This is a genomic window from Streptomyces sp. AC558_RSS880 (assembly GCF_019049255.1).
Classification (GTDB): Bacteria; Actinomycetota; Actinomycetes; order Streptomycetales; family Streptomycetaceae; genus Streptomyces.
Genome location: NZ_JAGMUJ010000041.1, coordinates 1 through 17,869, shown reverse-complemented (window position 1 = coordinate 17,869; position 17,869 = coordinate 1). Strand labels below are relative to the sequence as shown.

Genomic DNA, 17,869 nt, shown 5'->3' with positions numbered 1-17,869 from the left:
GATTTAAACTGCCCCCATGAGCAGCGGCAGGGGCGGTACGGAGACCAGTGGCAGCGGCGACATCACCCGCACCCTCGACCTGCTGTGGGACACGGGCCCGCGGCCCAGCAGGGGGCCGAAGCCGGGGCTGACGCTGGACCGCATCGTGGAGACCGCCGTCGAGGTCGCGGACCGGGACGGGCTCGCCGCGCTGTCCATGCGCCGGATCGCCACGGAGCTCGGCACCGGCACGATGTCCCTGTACCGCTACGTCCCCGGCAAGTCCGAGCTGCTCGACCTGATGCTGGACCGGGTGCAGCGCCCCTCGGAGGACCCCGCGGACCTCGGCGACGGCGGCTGGCGCGCGGCGCTGGAGGCCCTCGGCCGCGCCACCCTCGCCCTGTACCGCCGGCACCCGTGGCTGCTGGAGGTCAACCAGTCCCGCCCGGTCCTCGGCCCGGGCGCGCTGGACGGCATGGAGAAGGTGCTCACCCGGATCAAGCCGATGGGCCTGTCCGACCCCGAGCTGCTGTCGGCGATCATCATGGTCGACGGGTACGTGGTCGGGGCCGCCCGGACCCAGCTGTACCAGGAGCAGGCCGAGCGCAGCTCGGGGCTGACGGACGCGCAGTTCTGGGAGGCGCAGCGGCCGGTACTGGAGCAGGCCATGCTCAGCGGGCGCTACCCCGTCCTGGCCGGCCTCTCCGAGGACACCTTCGGCTCCGGCTTCGACCACTTCGAGTTCGGGCTGCAGCGGATCCTGGACGGTCTCGAGGTGTTCGTCGCCGGGCGGAACGCGGGGCGACAGGACGGCTGATCAGCGGTTGCGTCGCCACAGCAGCCTGAAGAGGAGCACGCAGAGGAGGGCCGCCGCGGCGGCGGCGCCGACCTTGATCTCGCCCCCGGTCCCGTCGGCGGCGGCAGCACCGCTCCCGCTCTCCTCGCCCTCGGCGCCCGCCCCCGGCTCTCCACCGCCCCCGGGCGCGTCCTCGGCCTCGACGGGGCTCTCGGCCCCCTCCATCCCGAGCAGCAGCTTCCTGCCGTCGGTGGTGTAGGTGGCGGACTCGCCCTGCCCCAGGGGCACGCTGATCCGCCCCCCGCGCCGGATCTTGCCGCCGTTCCAGTCGTACCAGATGCCTCCGAGGTAGCCGCGCACGGCGAGCCGCTCGCCGTCCGGGGAGAGCGCGGCGTCGGTGGCCCAGAGGTCGACGGGGACGGTGGGCCGGAAGACGTTCGTTCCGGAGGCGGAGAGCTTCGCCGGACCCTCGTACAGGTGTCCGCCGTCCTCGTTCTTGTCGATGAGGTAGACCCGTCCGGTCTTCGGGTGGACGAGCATCGACTCCGCGTCGCGGGCGCCGTCCTCGTACTTCACGACGTACTGCGTCGCCCGGACCGTCCGGTCCTTCAGCTCCGTCGGCTCGGGCAGCTCGTAGATCCACACGTGGGGCCAGGTGCCGCCGAGGTTGTCCCCGATGTCACCGACGAAGATCTTGTTGCCGGGGCCGATGGAGATGGCCTCGACGTCGCGGAGCGTGCCGACGCCGGAGAGCGCGACGCGTGCGACCGTCTCGCCGGTGCCGCCGTCGACGGCGTACAGGTAGGGCCCGTCGTCCTGGTCGTTGTGGGTCCAGTAGACGCCGGGGTGGAGGCGGGAGGCGGCGAGTCCGCTGGACTCGGTGATGCGCGGGTCCTTGATCGTGAACCCCTCGTCCCCGTCGACGGCGGAGGCGGCGGGCACGGCGAGCGCGCCCGTGAGGAGGGTCGCGGCGAGCAGGGCGAAGGGTCGGCGCATGTGCCAAGAGTGCCATTGTTCAGCGCACTTCACGGCGGGTGTCGGGACTCACATCGCGGCGGCCGGACCGATCGTCCATGATGATCGGGTGCTCAGGTTCATGCCCGTAGGTGACTCGATGACGATCGGGAGCGCGGGTGAACACACCTGGCGCTACCGGCTGTGGCAGCACCTGTGCACGGCGTACGACGGCCCCTGCACGCTGGTGGGCCCGCGCGAGGCGCTCCACGACCCGTCGACGGACGCCCCCACGTCGTACGCGTACGCCGATCCGGACTTCCCCCGCGCCCACCTGGCCGGCTGGGGCGAGGGCTGGCAGCACATGGTCCCGCTGATCGGCGAGGCCGTGCGCTCCTGCCACGCGGACGTGCTGCTGGTGTCGCTGGGCCTGATCGACCTGGGCTTCTACACGAACGCCGAACAGACGGCGGAGAACGTCCGCGCCTTCGTCGCCGGGGCGAGGGCCGCGAACCCGCGCGTCCGCGTGGCCGTCATGCCGGTGATCCGGAACGTCCGGGTGGAGGCCGACCCGGCCTTCGCCGAACAGGTCGCCCACTTCAACGAACTCCTGGCGAAGGCGGTCGCCGACCTGGACGAGCCGGGCTCGCCGCTGCTGCTGGTCCCGCCGCCGGCGTCGTACGACTTCCACACGGACACGTACGACGGCACGCATCCCAACGAGAGCGGCGAGCACAGGATCGCGGGGGCCTTCGCGGAGGCGATGTGGCGGGGGTGGGGGCTGGGCGGGCCGTACGGGGCGGCGTAGCGGCCGGGGCTTCTGGCATATGCGCTCCGCCCCGTGTCCTCCTCACCGTGCGTATCGTTGTACCGCGCGGCCGCACTCGTCCGTGGGGCGGCCGGGGAGGAGCGCCACGATGACCGTCCTTGAAGACAGGATCGCCATGGCCGACGTCAACACTCAGCGCTTGGACGAGTGGTTCGAGCGCCTGGAGCGGATGCCCGTCCCCGAAGGATTCAGGGTCGAGATCGTCGGGGGCAACGTCTACATGACACCGCAGCGTGACACTCATTGGGCCATCATCTTCAAGCTCGCCATGGCTGTTGAAGCCCGGTTCGGGGAGGACGTCAAGGTGTTCTCGGACGTCCGCATCGACTTCCCCGGCCACGAGAACGGTCTCTGCCCGGACGTCGCCGTACTCCGCGCCTCCGCCGAGAAGGACGACGAGGGCCATTGGCGGTACGAGGACGTCGAGTTCGTCTTCGAGGTCATCTCCGAGGGCACGGCCGCCAACGACTACGGCCCGAAGAAGGCCGCCTACGCGACCGCCGAAGTGCCCCTCTACGTCATCGTCGACCCCTACCGGGGCCGCTGCTACGTCTACACCGACCCGAAGAACGGCGACTACGTCACGAGGACGCGGGTGGACTTCGGTGACGACATCGATCTGACCGGCACCGTGGCCGACCTGACCGTGAGCACCAGCAACTTCCCCCGGGACCGGTCCCCTCTTGCATAGAGCGCACTCCAGGCCGTTGGCTTGACGACCATGAAGTACACGCAGCTCGGACGCACGGGACTCAAGGTCAGCCGCCTCGTCCTCGGGACGATGAACTTCGGTCCGCAGACCGACGAGGCCGACAGCCACGCCATCATGGACGCCGCGCTGGACGCGGGTCTGAATTTCTTCGACACGGCCAACGTCTACGGCTGGGGCGAGAACAAGGGCCGTACCGAGAGCATCATCGGCAGCTGGTTCGCGAAGGGCGGCGACCGCCGCGACAAGGTGGTCCTCGCGACCAAGGTGTACGGCAACATGGGCACGGACGGCGAGGCGTGGCCCAACCACGACAAGCTGTCCGCGGTGAACATCCGCCGGGCCGTCGACGCCTCGCTGAAGCGGCTGGGGACCGACTACATCGACGTCTACCAGTTCCACCACGTCGACCGGAACACGCCGTTCGAGGAGATCTGGCAGGCGATCGACGTCCTGGTCCAGCAGGGCAAGGTCCTCTACGCCGGTTCCTCGAACTTCCCCGGCTACAAGATCGCCCAGGCCAACGAGATCGCCGCCCGGCGCGGCGGCACCATCGGCCTGGTCAGCGAGCAGTGCCTCTACAACCTCGCCGAGCGCCGCGCCGAGATGGAGGTCATCCCGGCCGCGCAGGAGTACGGGCTCGGGGTCATCCCGTGGTCGCCGCTGCACGGGGGCCTGCTGGGCGGTGTGATCAAGAAGGAGGTCCAGGGCGGCCGACGCGCCTCCGGACGGGCCGCCGACACGCTCGCCGACCCGTCGTCCCGCGCGCAGATCCAGGCGTACGAGGACCTGCTCGACAAGCACGGCGTCGAGCCCAGCGAGGCCGCGCTGGCCTGGCTGCTCACCCGGCCCGGCGTGACCGGCCCGATCGTCGGTCCGCGCACGGCCGAGCAGCTCGCCTCCGCGCTGCGCGCGGTCGAGCTGGAGCTGAGCGAGGAGCTGCTGACCTCGCTGGACGAGATCTTCCCGGGCCCGGGGCCGTCGCCGGAGGCCTTCGCCTGGTAGCGAGCGCGTACGCGTACGGCGGCGGCGCTACTTGCCCAGCGCCGCCGTCAGCGCCACCACGACGAACATCAGCACGAGCGCGCCGGCCATGATCCGGTTACGGGTCTTCGGGTCCACGCCGTCGAGCCTAACCGGCCGCGCCCAGTGCCCGTCGGGCGACCGCCTCGTAACGGGGCTGCTCGCCCGGCACCCCCGACGTCGGCAGGTTGCTGCGCACCAGCACCAGCTCGTCCACGGTCCAGGTACGGCTGTGGAAGGCGTGCAGGGCCGCCATGTACGGTCGTGTGTCGACGGCGTCCCGGCTGCGGGCCACGGTCAGGTGGGCCTTGTAGCGGCGGTGGTCCTCCATCGGCACCCCGGCCTTCCGCGCCGCCGCCTCGGCCCGCTCGGCCAGCAGCCGCATGGTGCGCAGGTCCCCTTCCGCACCGGTCCACAGCGCCCGGCCGTGCCCGAACTGGCCGCCGCCGGAGAGAGCCAGCCGGAACGGTTCGGTCCGGGACGCGGCCCGCCCCAGCCGCACCGTCAGCTCGGGTACGAGCTCGTCGTCGACCTCGCCGTAGAAGGCGAGCGTGAAGTGCCATCCGGCCCGCTCGGTCCACCGCATCCCGTCCGCCCCGGGCAGCCTCCGCAACTCCGCCACCTCGGCGGCGAGCTCACGGACCACGTCCTCGGGGGGCAGTACGGCGGCGAAGAGTCTCATGGAGCCAGTCTGCCGTCAGGCCACCGGCGCCAGTGCCTCCTGACGCTCCCGTGGTACGAAGCGGACGCTGGGGTGGCCCCGGTGCCAGCCCACCGACAGGCGCAGTCCGCCGACCCTGGCCAGGATCAGGCCGATGACGGCCGCCGCGGCGACCGCGACCGCACCGCCGGCCGCGAAGCCGACGCGGGCGCCGTAGGTGTCGGTGACCCAGCCGACGATCGGGGCGCCGACCGGGGAGCCGCCGAGGAAGACCATCATGTAGAGGGCCATGACGCGGCCGCGCATCGCCGGGTCGGTGGCCATCTGGAGGCTGGTGTTGGTGGTGACGTTGACCGTCATCGAGAACAGGCCCAGCGGGACCATGATCAGGGCGAACATCCACAGCTCCGGCGACGCGGCGGCGAGGATCTCCAGTGCGCCGAAGGCCAGCGCGGCCAGGATCAGCAGCCGCAGCCGGGCCGTGCCGCGCCGGGCGGCGAGCAGGGCGCCGGCGACCGAGCCGACCGCCATCAGCGTGTTGAACATGCTGTAGACGCCCGCGCCCCCGTGGAAGACGTCGTCGGCGAAGGCCGAGAGGTAGACGGGGAAGTTGAAGGCGAAGGTGCCGATGAAGCCGACCAGGACGATCGGCCAGATCAGCTCGGGCCGCCCGGTGACGTAGCGCAGGCCCTCCCGCAGCTGTCCCTTGCCGCGCGGGGCCCGCTCTACGGCGTGCAGCTCGCGGGCGCGCATCAGCATCAGGCCGGCCAGCGGCGCGACGAAGGACAGGCCGTTGAGGAGGAACGCCCAGCCGGTGCCGACGCCGGTGATCAGCAGGCCCGCGACGGCGGGGCCGACCAGGCGGGCGGACTGGAAGTTCGCGGAGTTCAGGCTGACCGCGTTCTGCAGCTGGCCGGGGCCGACGAGTTCGGAGACGAAGGACTGGCGGGCCGGATTGTCGACGACGGTCGCGAGACCGAGGGCGAAGGCGGCGACGTAGATGTGCCAGACCTCGACCCGTCCCGTCAGGGTGAGGGCGGCGAGGGCGAGGGAGGTGAGGGCCATCGCGATCTGCGTGACGAGCAGCGTGGGGCGCTTGCGCAGGCGGTCGACGAGGACACCGCCGTACAGGCCGAACAGCAGCATCGGCAGGAACTGCAGGGCCGTGGTGATGCCGACGGCGGCCGAGGAGCCGGTGAGGCTGAGCACCAGCCAGTCCTGGGCGATGCGCTGCATCCAGGTGCCGATGTTGGAGACGACCTGGCCGACGAAGAACAGGCGGTAGTTCCTGACCCGCAGCGAGGCGAACATCGAGGCCTTGCGGGCGGGAGTCTCGGGGGCGGGCAGGGTGTCGTGGGGGTCAGGTGCGGGGGCGGAAGCTGCTCCGGATCCCGTACTCAAAAGGGTTCGCCTCCTAGCTGCTGCTGTGCCGTGTGCTCAGACGTGCGCCAGTTTCTCCAGCACGGGGGCGGCGGCGCGCAGTTTCGCCCACTCGTCGTCGTCGAGTTCCTCGACCAGCGAGGCCAGGAACGCGTTCCGCTTGCGGCGGCTCTCCTCGAGCATCGCCTCGGCCTGCTCGGTCTGCGTGACGACCTTCTGGCGCCGGTCGTCGGGGTGCGGCTCGAGGCGGACCAGTCCCTTGGCCTCCAGCAGGGCCACGATGCGGGTCATCGACGGCGGCTGGACGTGCTCCTTGCGGGCGAGCTCGCCCGGGGTGGCCCGGCCGCAGCGGGCCAGGGTGCCCAGCACCGACATCTCGGTGGGGCTGAGGGACTCGTCGACGCGCTGGTGCTTGAGCCGACGGGACAGCCGCATCACGGCGGATCGGAGGGCGTTCACGGCGGCTGCGTCGTCGCCATGGCTGAAGTCCGGCATGTTCTTTAGCGTAACTCATTACTCTCGCTAAGGACCACTCGGAAGGCGCGTACGTGTCCGTGACCCCCGCCACTGTCACACCGGATCACCCATATGAGTGATCCATCCGCGAATCGTGGCGCGCCGCACCGTGGTGTGCAGCAACCCTCATGCGCATGGGGACCGACGTGTTCAGCCTGCGCATCGACCACGACCTGCTCGAACGACTCCGTGAGCATGCCGCCAAACGCGGCATGAGCGTCCAGGACTATGTCGTCCGGACGCTCATGCGCGATGACTTCGACCAGCGGTTCCAGACCGCCGTCGAGGAGACGGAGAAGTTCTACGGGGTCACGTGAGCCCGTGGTGCGGGGTCAGGTGACCCCGTGGTGCGGGGTCACGTGAGCTCCGTGGCGTGGGATCACATGATCCCCGTGGCGTGGGATCAGGTCAGGCCCAGCGCCGGCATCAGGTAGTAGAAGGCGAACACCGCCGCCACCACGTACATCGCCGACGGGACCTCCCGGCCGCGGCCGGCCGCCAGCCGCAGAACCGCGAAGGTGATGAAGCCCATGCCGATGCCGTTGGTGATCGAGTAGGTGAACGGCATCATCACCATCGTCACGAAGGCCGGGACGGCGATCGTGTGGTCCGCCCAGTCGATCTCCTTGACCGAACCGGCCAGGATCAGGAAGCCCACCGCGAGCAGCGCCGGGGTGGCCGCCTGGGACGGGACCATCGTGGCGACGGGCGTGAGGAACAGCGCCACCGCGAACAGTCCGCCGGTGACGACGTTGGCGAAGCCGGTCCTCGCCCCCTCGCCGACACCGGCCGTGGACTCCACGAACGCGGTGGTGGCCGAGGAGGAGCTGGCACCGCCGGCGGCGACCGCGACACCGTCGATGAACAGGACCTTGTTGATGCCGGGCATCTGGCCCTGCGCGTCGGTCAGCTTGGCCTCGTCCGAGACGCCCATGATCGTGCCCATCGCGTCGAAGAAGCACGACAGCAGCACGGTGAAGACGAACAGGACGCCGGTCAGCACGCCGACCTTGCCGAAGCCGCCGAACAGGCTGACCTCGCCGATCAGACCGAAGTCGGGGGTGGCGACCGGGTTGCCGGGCCAGGTCGGCGTCGTCAGGCCCCAGGACGGGATGTCGGCGACGGCGTTGATGACCACCGCGACGACCGTCATCGCGACGATCGAGATGAGGATCGCGCCCGGCACCCGGCGCACGATCAGCGCCAGCGTCAGCAGCGCGCCGAGGATGAAGACGAGCACCGGCCAGCCGGTGAGGTGACCGCCGGTGCCGAGCTGGAGCGGGACGGTGGTCTGGGCGGCGTCCGGCATACGGGTGACGAAACCGGAGTCGACCAGACCGATCAGCATGATGAACAGGCCGATGCCGATGGCGATGGCCTTGCGCAGACCGTGCGGGACGGCGTTCATCACGCGCTCGCGCAGACCGGTGGCGACCAGCAGCATCACGACGAAGCCGGCCAGCACCACCATGCCCATGGCGTCCGGCCACGACATGCGCGGCGCGAGCTGGAGCGCGACGACCGAGTTCACACCGAGACCGGCGGCCAGCGCGATCGGGACGTTGCCGATGACGCCCATGAGCAGCGTGGTGAACGCCGCGGTCAGGGCGGTCGCGGTGACCAGCTGGCCGTTGTCGAGCTGGTTGCCGTACATGTCCTTCGCGCTGCCCAGGATGATCGGGTTCAGCACGATGATGTACGCCATGGCGAAGAAGGTGGCGAAACCGCCGCGGACCTCACGGGACAGGGTGCTGCCGCGCTCGGAGATCCGGAAGTAGCGGTCGAGGGCGCCGGACGCGGCACCTGACCCCGGCTGCTCGGGGGTGGGGGCCTTGGTGGTGGCCGACGTGGACATGCAAGGACCTCATCACCGGTGGGCGTCCCCCGAAGCCCTTTGGTGTTTTCTACGAATAAAAGCGGTCAGAGACAAACGGATTCAGTATGAACATATAACGTCGTCCACGCTATCTCCGCGCGTAGAACCGTGTGGCCCCGTGCGGTCCCCGTCACGTGCCGGGCCTCGTAAGCTTGTCCGCATGGCGAAGTGGACCCCCAAGCACGAGGCGCCGGAGCCCCTGGAGGGCCCCGTGGTCGCCACCATCATCGGCGGCACGATCGTCTGGTTCGCCCTGTTCCTGGTCCAGCTGCCGTTCTACGGCTGGTTCGACGACCACGGCCACACCTGGTGGCTGTGGACCTGCCTGGCCGGCGGCGGGCTCGGCTTCATCGGCATCTGGTACGTCCGCAGGCGCGACGCCGCGATCCAGCGGGCGCGGACGGCCGAGGCGACGGAGCCGGACCGCTCCCCCGCCCCGTCGGCCGACTGAGCCCGGCCGGCCTCCGCTCCCCGCCGGCCGACTCGGCCCGACCGGCCTCCGCGCCACCGCCGTACGACTGAGCCCTGCCGGCTTCCACGCCACCGCCGTACGACCACGGCACTACGGCCGTCCTCCCCAGGTCGGATCTTCCGCCGTTCGGGTGGGTGGGCCCCCGAATCCGCCCGTACCGTCGAATGCATGACGCATCTCGAGGCGGACGACCGGGTCGACGGCGTGCGACCCGCCAGGGTCACCTCACCGGTGACCGGTCTGACGGCCGCGGAAGTGGCCGAACGAGTGGCGCGCGGGCAGGTCAACGACGTACCGGTGCGCAGCAGCCGGTCCCTGGCCGAGATCGTCCGCGCGAACGTCTTCACCCGGTTCAACGCGATCATCGGCGTGCTCTGGGTGATCATGCTGATCGTCGCGCCCATCCAGGACAGCCTGTTCGGCTTCGTGATCCTCGCCAACACCGGCATCGGCATCGTCCAGGAGTGGCGGGCGAAGAAGACCCTCGACTCCCTCGCGGTGATCGGCGAGGTACGGCCCACGGTGCGCCGGGACGGGACGGCCGCGGAGGTCGGCACCTCCGAGATCGTGCTGGACGACCTGATCGAGGTCGGGCCGGGGGACAAGGTCGTCGTCGACGGGGTGTGCGTCGAGGCGGACGGCCTGGAGATCGACGAGTCGCTGCTCACCGGCGAGGCCGACCCCGTGGTGAAGCAGCCCGGGGACCAGGTCATGTCCGGCAGCTTCGTCGTCGCGGGCGGCGGCTCCTTCCAGGCGACCCGGGTGGGGCGCGAGGCGTACGCGGCGCAGCTCGCCGAGGAGGCGTCCCGGTTCACGCTGGTCCACTCCGAGCTGCGCTCGGGCATCTCCACGATCCTCAAGTACGTGACGTGGATGATGGTCCCGACCGCGATCGGCCTGATCATCAGCCAGCTGGTGGTCAAGGACAACGAGCTGAAGGACTCGGTCGCCCGCACGGTCGGCGGGATCGTGCCGATGGTCCCCGAGGGGCTGGTGCTGCTCACCTCCGTCGCCTTCGCGATCGGGGTGATCCGGCTGGGGCGCAAGCAGTGCCTGGTGCAGGAGCTGCCCGCGATCGAAGGGCTGGCCCGCGTCGACACGGTCTGCCTGGACAAGACGGGCACGCTCACCGAGGGCGGCATGGACGTCACCGAGCTGCGGGTGCTCGGCGACGGCGACGGGACGTACGTGCGCGAGGTGCTGGGCGCGCTGGGTGCGGCGGACCCCCGCCCGAACGCCTCCCTGCAGGCGGTCATCGACGCGTATCCGCATACGCGGGAGTGGCGCCTCACCGACACCCTGCCCTTCTCCTCCACCCGCAAGTACAGCGGCGCGACGTTCGACGAGGGCCCCGGCACGTCCGTCACCTGGCTGCTGGGGGCGCCCGACGTGCTGCTGGACCCCGGCGACCCGGCGCTGGCCGAGACCGAGCGGATGAACGAGCAGGGACTGCGCGTGCTGCTGCTCGCCCGCGCCCGCGACGGCGTGGACGTCGACGACCCCGGGGCCGCCGAGGGCGTACGGCCGGCCGCGCTGGTGGTCCTGGAGCAGCGGCTGCGCCCCGACGCGGCCGACACCCTGCGCTACTTCGCCGAGCAGAACGTCCGCGCCAAGGTCATCTCCGGGGACAACGCGGTGTCGGTCGGAGCGGTCGCGTCCAAGCTGGGGCTGTCCGGTACGACGGTGGACGCGCGCCGGCTGCCCGCCGACCGGGACGGGATGGCGGAGGCGCTGGACCGGGGCACGGTGTTCGGGCGGGTCACCCCGCAGCAGAAGCGGAACATGGTGGGCGCGCTCCAGTCGAAGGGCCACACGGTCGCGATGACCGGGGACGGCGTGAACGACGTGCTCGCGCTGAAGGACGCCGACATCGGCGTGGCGATGGGCTCCGGTTCGGAGGCCACGCGGGCGGTCGCCCAGATCGTGCTGCTGAACAACAGCTTCGCCACGCTGCCGTCGGTGGTGGCGGAGGGGCGACGGGTGATCGGCAACATCACCCGGGTCGCGACGCTGTTCCTGGTGAAGACGGTGTACTCGGTGCTGCTGGCGGTGCTGGTGGTGGTCTCGCAGGTGGAGTACCCGTTCCTGCCGCGCCATCTGACGCTGCTGTCCACGCTCACCATCGGCGTCCCGGCGTTCTTCCTCGCCCTCGCCCCCAACAGGGAACGCGCCCGGCCGAACTTCGTGCGGCGGGTCATGCGGTACGCGATCCCGGGCGGGGTGCTGGCCGCGCTGGCGACGTTCGCGTCGTACCTGGTCGCACGGGAGCACTACACCGGTGCGGGCGCGCTGGAGGCGGAGACGAGCGCGGCGACGCTGACGCTGTTCCTGATCTCGATCTGGGTGCTGGCGATCATCGCCCGGCCGTACACCTGGTGGCGGGTCGGCCTGGTCGCGGCGATGGGGGCCGGGTTCCTGCTGGTGCTGGTGGTGCCGTGGTTGCAGGAGTTCTTCGCGCTGAGGCTGGTCGACATGACCATGCCATGGGCCGCGACCGGCATCGCGGTGGTGGCGGCGGCCACCCTGGAGCTCCTGTGGAGGTGGGTGGACCGCCGCGTTCCCGCTTAGCGCGGAGGTGCTTACTTCACGTCGACGAAGTCACCCGTCGCGTTGACCGCCGGGGTGGTCGTGGTGCCCGCGAAGGAGTAGCGGTAGTAGCCGTCGGCGGAGGCCTTGACGGTGGTCTTCAGCTCGCCCTTGGAGTTGGTCTTGATGGTCTTGACCGTGCTGTAGGTGCTGGAGCTCTTCTTGCGGAACTGCAGCTTCACCGACTGGCCGGTGTAACCGGCGTACGTGCCGGTCTCCCAGTTGGCCCGGGACAGCTTGCCCGTGACGGTGATGGTCTTGCCCTTCTTCACCGGCTCGGGGGAGGCGTTGACGGTGAGCTTGGAGGCCCGCTGGACCTTGAAGCTCTTGGCGTTGTCCTTCTGCGCGAAGTTGTCGTCCTTGGCCTCGGCGACGGCCCACACCTTCCAGGTGCCGGCGACCGAGTTGATCAGGTTGTAGCCCGGGTCCAGGGTGAAGCTGGACGTGCAGGTCGACTTCGTGGCGTTGACCTTGGTGCACTTGGCCTCACCGTCGCTGCTGTCGGCGACGGCCCCGCTGTCGGCCTTCTCGATGCTCGAGCCGTGGTACAGGATGGCCTGCGCCCAGTCGACGCCGGAGTTGTCGGTGACGGTGAAGGTCACGGTGACCTTCTTGGCAGCGGTGGGGCCGACGACGACGGACTTGCCGCCGTTGACCACCACGTTGGAGATCTTGGTGTCTCCCTCGGAGTCGTCGGCGTGAGCGGCCGGGACGGCGAGGGCGGACAGGGCCAGGGCGCCGGAGAGGGCGGCCACGGTGGCACGAATGCGCATGTGTTCCCCACGTTGGAGAAGGGGGCCCCGGCTCTGGTCGTTTCGTACGGCTCGTCGTCGGCCGGGGCCCGAATGATCGTGGAGTCTGTTGACTCGCATGATCAGATACACCACTCGCCCATATGGTTGTACGAGAAGTGAAACAAATGTGCGGGCGTCGTCGGGTTCAGTCGAACCAGCGGTCCCGCGCCAACTCCTCCGTGCGGGACGGGTCTTCCAGCAGTGCCGCCACCTCGAAGCGCCGGGGCCACTGGCCCGCCGCCCAGGCGAGGCCCGCGGCCACGCCCTCCAGCGTCGCCGCGTGCAGCACACCGTCGGCCGTCAGGCGCCAGTCGATCTCCACGCCGTCGACGACGAGTTCCTCGTGCTCGACGTACGACGCCGGGGTACGCGGCCCCAGCAGCACCCGCACCGCGTCCGGTACGTCGTGCTCCGTGCCCTCGGAGTCCACCTCGCCGGTGACGGACTCGCTCAGCCGCCGCACCTGGAACAGCTCGGCCAGCTCGGCGGCCCGCGCCGGCCGCACCGGCAGCAGCGGCACACCGGACGTGAACGGCAGCAGGTCGGGCGAGTCGACGACCACCGCGTCGGCGGCGTCCACCACCTCGACCCGGCCGTCGACCACGGCCCGCAGATCGTCCGGCAGGGTCACCTGTTCGGGATCCAGTTCGGCCAGCGCGCCGTACAGGGCGTGCAGTTGGGCGGCCGTGACGGGGCGGTCGGGGTCGGCGAGGCGGTCCAGCAGCTCCGCCGCGCCGCCGGGCTCGTCGAGGAGGGCGGCCACCGAGGTCCGTACGCCCAGCGCCCGCAACACCTGCTCGTCCTCGAACCCGGTCGCGTCGGCCTCGTCGTACAGACCCCGCAGCAGCGGGTCGCCGCCGGCCGCGCGCAGGCCGGCGGGGCGGCGACCGCCGATCACCGGGTGCCCGCGCAGCCACCAGGCGGTGTACGGCCGGACGATTTCGTGGGTGCCGTCGTGCAGCAGGATCCGCACGGGCTGGGTGAGCGCGTCGCGCAGCGGCGGGCGGGCGAGGAGGGCGAGGGCGCGGGGCCACTGGTCGTCGTCGACGAGGTCGAGGTCGCGCACGGCGACGATCTCGGTGGCGACGGGCGGGACGGGGCTGTCCGGGAAGCGGTCGAGGACGTCCTCGCTCCACACGTCCACGGCGTCCAGCAGACCGGCGTCGTCGGGTTCGGCGAAGTCCCCTTCGCGGGGCTCCAGTTCGTCGGGGTCGAGGACGACGTCGGTGGCGCGGATCAGCGCGAAGTCCACCAGCACACCGCAGGCGGCCAGCGGCTGTTCACCCCACCGCTCGGCCAGTTCGCCGTCCACGGCGGCGAGTTCGCCCTCGCGCATGACCTGGGCGAACGGGCCGCCGGGGAAGACCAGCTCGCAGGCCGGGGAGAGTTCGCCGTCCTCGTCGGGCAGGGCGAGGGCGCCCAGCCAGGGCTCGTCGCCGGGTTCGAGCCCGGCGTCGCGCACCAGGCCGAGCACGGTGTCGGCGAGTTCCTCGGCGTCCGGGGCGTCCTCCTCCCAGTTCACCCCGCCCTCGTCGTCGAGCGAGGCGGCGACGGCGGCCCGCACCTGCGGGGTGGTGAGGACGGCGCGCGGGGTGGCGGGGAGCGCGCCGAGCTTCTCCAGGAGGGGGTGGGCGGCGTCCGGGTGGGCGACCTTGAGCCCGAGCCGGGCGAGGAGTTCCGCGTCGAGGGAGGCCGAGTCGGGGGTGGGCAGCAGCACCTGCCGGGGCCCGATCGTCGTCCGCCCGTCGGCCAGCGGCACGGGCAGCCCGGAGAGCCGGTCCGGGTCGACCCCGGCGAGGCTGTCGTACAGCCGCCGCCACCAGTCGGGGGACTTCTCCAGACCGGCCAGCCGGTCGATCGCGTCGGTGAGCGGGACGCGTGCCACGCCCAGGGTGCGCAGCTCGACGCGGCGTTCGAGACCGGCGGGCAGGAGGGTGGGGAGGACTTCGGCCAGCACCCGTACGGTGTCGGCCCCCGCGCCTTCGACGACCTCGGCGTCCCGGGGCCGCAGCGACTCCGGCAGTTCGGAGTCGTCGTCCTGCCCGCGCGGCCCGGCGGCCGGCGGGAGGAAGGACGTACGGGGCAGCCGTTCGAGGATCGCCCGGCGCAGGGCGCCGTCCAGTTCGCCCTTGCCGAGCGGGCCCGGCACCAGGTCGATGATCCCGGCGGCCACCGGGCGCCAGTCGGCGAGGAGCCCGGCGTAGGCGTCGGCGGCGCGCTGCACGAGGAAGTCGGTGAGCGGGCCGGGGGCGGCGTGCCGGCGGGTGGAGTCCAGCGGGAAGGAGGCGATGAGCAGCGCGGGCACGCCGAGCGGCTCGTCGCTGGGGGTGGGCGCGTGCACGACGGCGCTGGTGCGGGGCCGGGCGGGGCCCCCGTCGGAGTCCACGGGAACGGCCCAGGTGACCGACCAGTGGGGGCGCAGCCGCTCCTCGACCGGCCGGTCGGCGAGCAGATCGGGGGTGAGCGGGCCGTGCGCGAGGGCGGTGCGCCAGCGGGTGACGCCTTCCCGGGAGTCCTCGACGACGACGAGTCCGTCCTCGCCGCGGCGGCTGACGGTACGGGGCTCCGCGTCCCCGATCTCGACGACGACCTCCTCCAGCCCGGGCAGGGCGAGCAGCAGAGCATCGTCGACGGCGTGCAGCAGCCGCTCGGCGAGGTCGGTGGCGGCGGCGTCGCGCAGCGGGAGGATGACGGCCGTGTCGTACGGGCCGGGCGCGGTGCCCTCGGCGGCGAACGGAAGCCGGAGCAGGGGCACGTGCCCGTCACGCCGCCGGATCTCGTCCCCCAGGCCGGGGCTGTGCCGGGCGGTGTCCCCCGCGAGCTCCCGCGCCTCGGCCAGCGACCAGCGGACCCCGCCGTGCCGCCCGACGACAGCGGGCTCGTCGGTGACGGCGAGGACGGCGGCGAAGCCGACGCCGAACCGGCCCACGGACCGGTCCGGGGCGTCCCGCTTGGCGGAGGCCCGCAGCGTGGACAGCGACTCGACACCGGCCGCGTCCAGCGGGGCCCCGGTGTTGGCGGCGACGAGGACCCCGTCGCGCAGGGTGAGCCGCAGCCGTCCCGGCACGCCGGCCCGGGCGGCGGCGTCGGCGGCGTTCTGGGCGAGTTCGACGACGAGGCGGTCCCGGTAGCCGCCGAGGACGAGGTCCTCCTCGGCGTTGGCGTCCTCACGGAAGCGGGCGGGGCTGGTGACCCAGGCGTCCAGGACCCCGCGCCGCAGACGCGCCGTACCGAACGGGTCGGCGCCCTCGGCGGCGGGCCGCACGAACTTGCTCACGTTGACTCTCCTCATCGGCCCGGATCGGCGTGAGGTCGAAGGTACCGTCCCGCGACATCCCGGGGACGCGGTGTCCGCGTCCCGCCGCCCCCTGGGGATGATCGGGGCTGTGCTGCTCGAATCGTTGTCCGTCGCCGCGCTGGCCGTGGTGCTGGTGTGTGCCGTCGTCCGTCCCTTCCGCTGGCCGGAGGCGGCGTTCGCGGTGCCCGCGGCCGGCGTCGTGATCGCGACCGGTGCGATCCCCCTGACGGCGGTGCGCGAGGAGGCCGTCCGGCTCGGGCCGGTGATCGGCTTCCTCGCCGCCGTGCTGGTGCTCGCCAGGCTCTGCGCCGACGAGGGTCTCTTCCACGCCTGCGGGACCTGGATGGCCCACTGGTCCCGTCACCGGCCGCGCAGGCTGCTGGGCGCGGTCTTCGCCCTCGCCTCGCTGATCACCGCCGCGCTCAGCCTGGACGCCACCGTGGTCCTGCTGACGCCGGTGGTGTTCGCCACCGCCACCCGCATGGGCGCCCGGCCCGCCCCCCACGTCTACGCCGGCGCGCACCTGTCGAACACGGCGTCCCTGCTGCTGCCGGTGTCGAACCTGACGAACCTGCTCGCGTTCACCGCCACGGGGCTGAGCTTCACCCGCTTCGCGTTGCTGATGACCCTGCCGTGGCTGGCGGCGATCGCCGTGGAGTACGCCGTCTTCCGCCGCTTCTTCGCCGCCGACCTGGACGCGGCGCCCACCGCACCGGAGGTGCCGGAGAAGCCGGCGGGACCGCCCCTGTTCGCCCTGGTGACCGTGGCCGCCACGCTGGCCGGGTTCGCCGTGGCGTCCGCGCTCGGCATCGACCCGGCGTGGGCGGCGGCGGCCGGCGCGACCGTGCTGGCCGTACGCGCCCTGGCGCGCCGCCGCACCACCCCGGCCGCGGTCCTCCGCTCCGCCGACCTGCCGTTCCTCGCGTTCGTCCTGGCGCTCGGCGTGGTCGTACGGGCGGTCCTGGACCACGGCCTGGGCGAGGCGCTCGGCGTCGTCCTCCCCGACGGCACGTCACTGCCGGCCCTGCTGGCCGTCGCGGGCCTGGCGGCGCTGCTCGCCAACCTGATCAACAACCTGCCCGCGGTCCTCGCCCTCGTCCCCCTGGCCGCACCGTCCGGCCCCGGCGCGGTCCTCGCGGTCCTGCTGGGCGTCAACATCGGCCCGAACCTCACCTACGCGGGTTCCCTGGCCACCCTCCTGTGGCGCCGCATCGCCCACCACCACGCCCACGAGGTCAGCCTCAGGCGCTTCACCCTGCTGGGCCTGGCCACCGTTCCGGCGGCGTTGGTGGCGTCGACGGTGGCGCTGTGGGTGTCGCTGGAGGTGCTGGGCGGCTGACCGGGGCGGCAGAACCGGAGACGCACGCCACATTCACCGGGCATCCGGACCGGGCTCCCGGTGACAAGCGGCACAGGGGAAACATCCGGTACTAACCGGAATAGTGGAGAAGTGGTTGAATCCAAAAGGGACATTTGGTGCACAGAGCTGACCGATCAGCTTGAAATGGGGGGTTTCGCCCCGTCCGGGGCCGACCGTCAAGAGACGTGCGTCTCACGCCCGGAGTACGACCTTTCGTCGTAGGTCACACCTTTGCGGCTTTTGACCGGATCCGGTTACCAAGGAACAGCCATCACGGCACGGACCCCGTTCCACCGATGGCCTCCCCCGTCCCCTCACCCATGAGGTCTCCATGCTCCAGCGCGTCACGTCCCGTCTCCCCCGTACGTCCCTGACCCAGACCCGCGCGGCCGTCCTGGCCGCCGGCATGGGCGCCACGGTCGTCCTGGGAGTCGGGGCCGCGGTCGCCGCCGAGAACACGGCCGCGCCCGGCGCCGCCACCACCGCCCAGGCGCAGGCCGTCGCCAAGAAGGCCACGGCCTCCTGGGTCTCCCCGGTCAAGAGCTACAAGCTGTCCGCGAGCTTCGCCCAGAACGGCGGCATGTGGGCGTCCAAGCACAGCGGTCAGGACTACGCCGTCCCCACCGGCACCCCGGT

The 17,869-nt window shown here is 71.7% G+C and carries 15 protein-coding genes and 1 pseudogene; 9 read left to right on the top strand and 7 right to left on the bottom strand.

What is annotated here, in order from left to right; all coding sequences use genetic code 11:
• The first annotated feature begins 16 nt into the window (after positions 1-16).
• The gene (locus KUM38_RS18365) at positions 17-796 is read left to right on the top strand and encodes a TetR/AcrR family transcriptional regulator (RefSeq protein WP_217130480.1); all 780 of its coding nucleotides are present in this window, start codon (positions 17-19) and stop codon (positions 794-796) included.
• Here the strand turns inward: KUM38_RS18365 and KUM38_RS18360 are convergent, their stop codons facing one another.
• Positions 797-1,771, bottom strand: a complete 975-nt coding sequence (locus KUM38_RS18360; RefSeq protein WP_217130479.1) for a WD40 repeat domain-containing protein — start codon at positions 1,769-1,771, stop codon at positions 797-799. It abuts the gene before it with no gap.
• 88 nt (positions 1,772-1,859) lie between these two features.
• Between KUM38_RS18360 and KUM38_RS18355 the strand changes: the two genes are divergently transcribed.
• From KUM38_RS18355 to KUM38_RS18345, 3 genes are all read left to right on the top strand, one after another.
• Positions 1,860-2,537, top strand: a complete 678-nt coding sequence (locus KUM38_RS18355; RefSeq protein WP_217130478.1) for an SGNH/GDSL hydrolase family protein — start codon at positions 1,860-1,862, stop codon at positions 2,535-2,537.
• A gap of 109 nt (positions 2,538-2,646) precedes the next feature.
• Positions 2,647-3,249, top strand: a complete 603-nt coding sequence (locus KUM38_RS18350) for a Uma2 family endonuclease (protein ID WP_217130477.1) — start codon at positions 2,647-2,649, stop codon at positions 3,247-3,249.
• Between the two features lie 30 nt (positions 3,250-3,279).
• Positions 3,280-4,272, top strand: coding sequence for an aldo/keto reductase (locus KUM38_RS18345; RefSeq protein ID WP_217130476.1), 993 nt, complete (start codon positions 3,280-3,282; stop codon positions 4,270-4,272).
• Between the two features lie 127 nt (positions 4,273-4,399).
• On the opposite strand, the gene thpR is transcribed toward KUM38_RS18345, so the two are convergent.
• The 3 genes from thpR to KUM38_RS18330 are packed head-to-tail and all read right to left on the bottom strand — an operon-like array spanning position 4,400 to position 6,826.
• Complete coding sequence (gene thpR / locus KUM38_RS18340) at positions 4,400-4,972, bottom strand: RNA 2',3'-cyclic phosphodiesterase (RefSeq protein WP_217130475.1); 573 nt, start codon at positions 4,970-4,972, stop codon at positions 4,400-4,402.
• A 15-nt stretch (positions 4,973-4,987) separates the two neighbouring features.
• Positions 4,988-6,352 (bottom strand): MFS transporter, encoded by a 1,365-nt coding sequence (locus KUM38_RS18335; protein WP_217130474.1) that lies wholly within the window; start codon positions 6,350-6,352, stop codon positions 4,988-4,990.
• Between the two features lie 36 nt (positions 6,353-6,388).
• A complete protein-coding gene (locus KUM38_RS18330; RefSeq protein WP_217130473.1) occupies positions 6,389-6,826 on the bottom strand; it encodes a MarR family winged helix-turn-helix transcriptional regulator in 438 nt (145 codons plus the stop codon).
• Between the two features lie 155 nt (positions 6,827-6,981).
• On the opposite strand from KUM38_RS18330, the gene KUM38_RS18325 reads away from it, so the two are divergent.
• On the top strand, positions 6,982-7,164 hold the full coding sequence (locus tag KUM38_RS18325) for a ribbon-helix-helix protein, CopG family (protein ID WP_217130472.1): 183 nt from the start codon (positions 6,982-6,984) through the stop codon (positions 7,162-7,164).
• Positions 7,165-7,250: 86 nt separating this feature from the next.
• Here KUM38_RS18325 and KUM38_RS18320 read toward each other — a convergent pair whose 3' ends face one another.
• A complete protein-coding gene (locus KUM38_RS18320) occupies positions 7,251-8,702 on the bottom strand; it encodes an NCS2 family permease (protein ID WP_217130471.1) in 1,452 nt (483 codons plus the stop codon).
• 181 nt (positions 8,703-8,883) lie between these two features.
• Between KUM38_RS18320 and KUM38_RS18315 the strand changes: the two genes are divergently transcribed.
• Positions 8,884-9,174, top strand: coding sequence for a DUF2530 domain-containing protein (locus KUM38_RS18315; protein WP_217130470.1), 291 nt, complete (start codon positions 8,884-8,886; stop codon positions 9,172-9,174).
• Positions 9,175-9,363: 189 nt separating this feature from the next.
• Positions 9,364-11,763 (top strand): cation-translocating P-type ATPase, encoded by a 2,400-nt coding sequence (locus tag KUM38_RS18310; protein WP_217130469.1) that lies wholly within the window; start codon positions 9,364-9,366, stop codon positions 11,761-11,763.
• Positions 11,764-11,774: 11 nt separating this feature from the next.
• On the opposite strand, the gene KUM38_RS18305 is transcribed toward KUM38_RS18310, so the two are convergent.
• Together KUM38_RS18305 and KUM38_RS18300 are read right to left on the bottom strand one after the other, a co-directional pair.
• Positions 11,775-12,554, bottom strand: coding sequence for a DUF5707 domain-containing protein (locus KUM38_RS18305; RefSeq protein ID WP_217130468.1), 780 nt, complete (start codon positions 12,552-12,554; stop codon positions 11,775-11,777).
• A gap of 166 nt (positions 12,555-12,720) precedes the next feature.
• Entirely contained in the window at positions 12,721-15,852 is a 3,132-nt protein-coding gene (locus KUM38_RS18300; RefSeq protein ID WP_217130467.1) for a sacsin N-terminal ATP-binding-like domain-containing protein, read from the bottom strand.
• Between the two features lie 97 nt (positions 15,853-15,949).
• Between KUM38_RS18300 and KUM38_RS18295 the strand changes: the two genes are divergently transcribed.
• Together KUM38_RS18295 and KUM38_RS18290 are read left to right on the top strand one after the other, a co-directional pair.
• Positions 15,950-17,212: an SLC13 family permease gene (locus KUM38_RS18295; RefSeq protein ID WP_217130466.1), complete on the top strand. Its 1,263-nt coding sequence runs from the start codon at positions 15,950-15,952 to the stop codon at positions 17,210-17,212.
• Positions 17,213-17,564: 352 nt separating this feature from the next.
• Positions 17,565-17,869, top strand: a pseudogene (locus tag KUM38_RS18290) (M23 family peptidase); the annotation flags it as partial.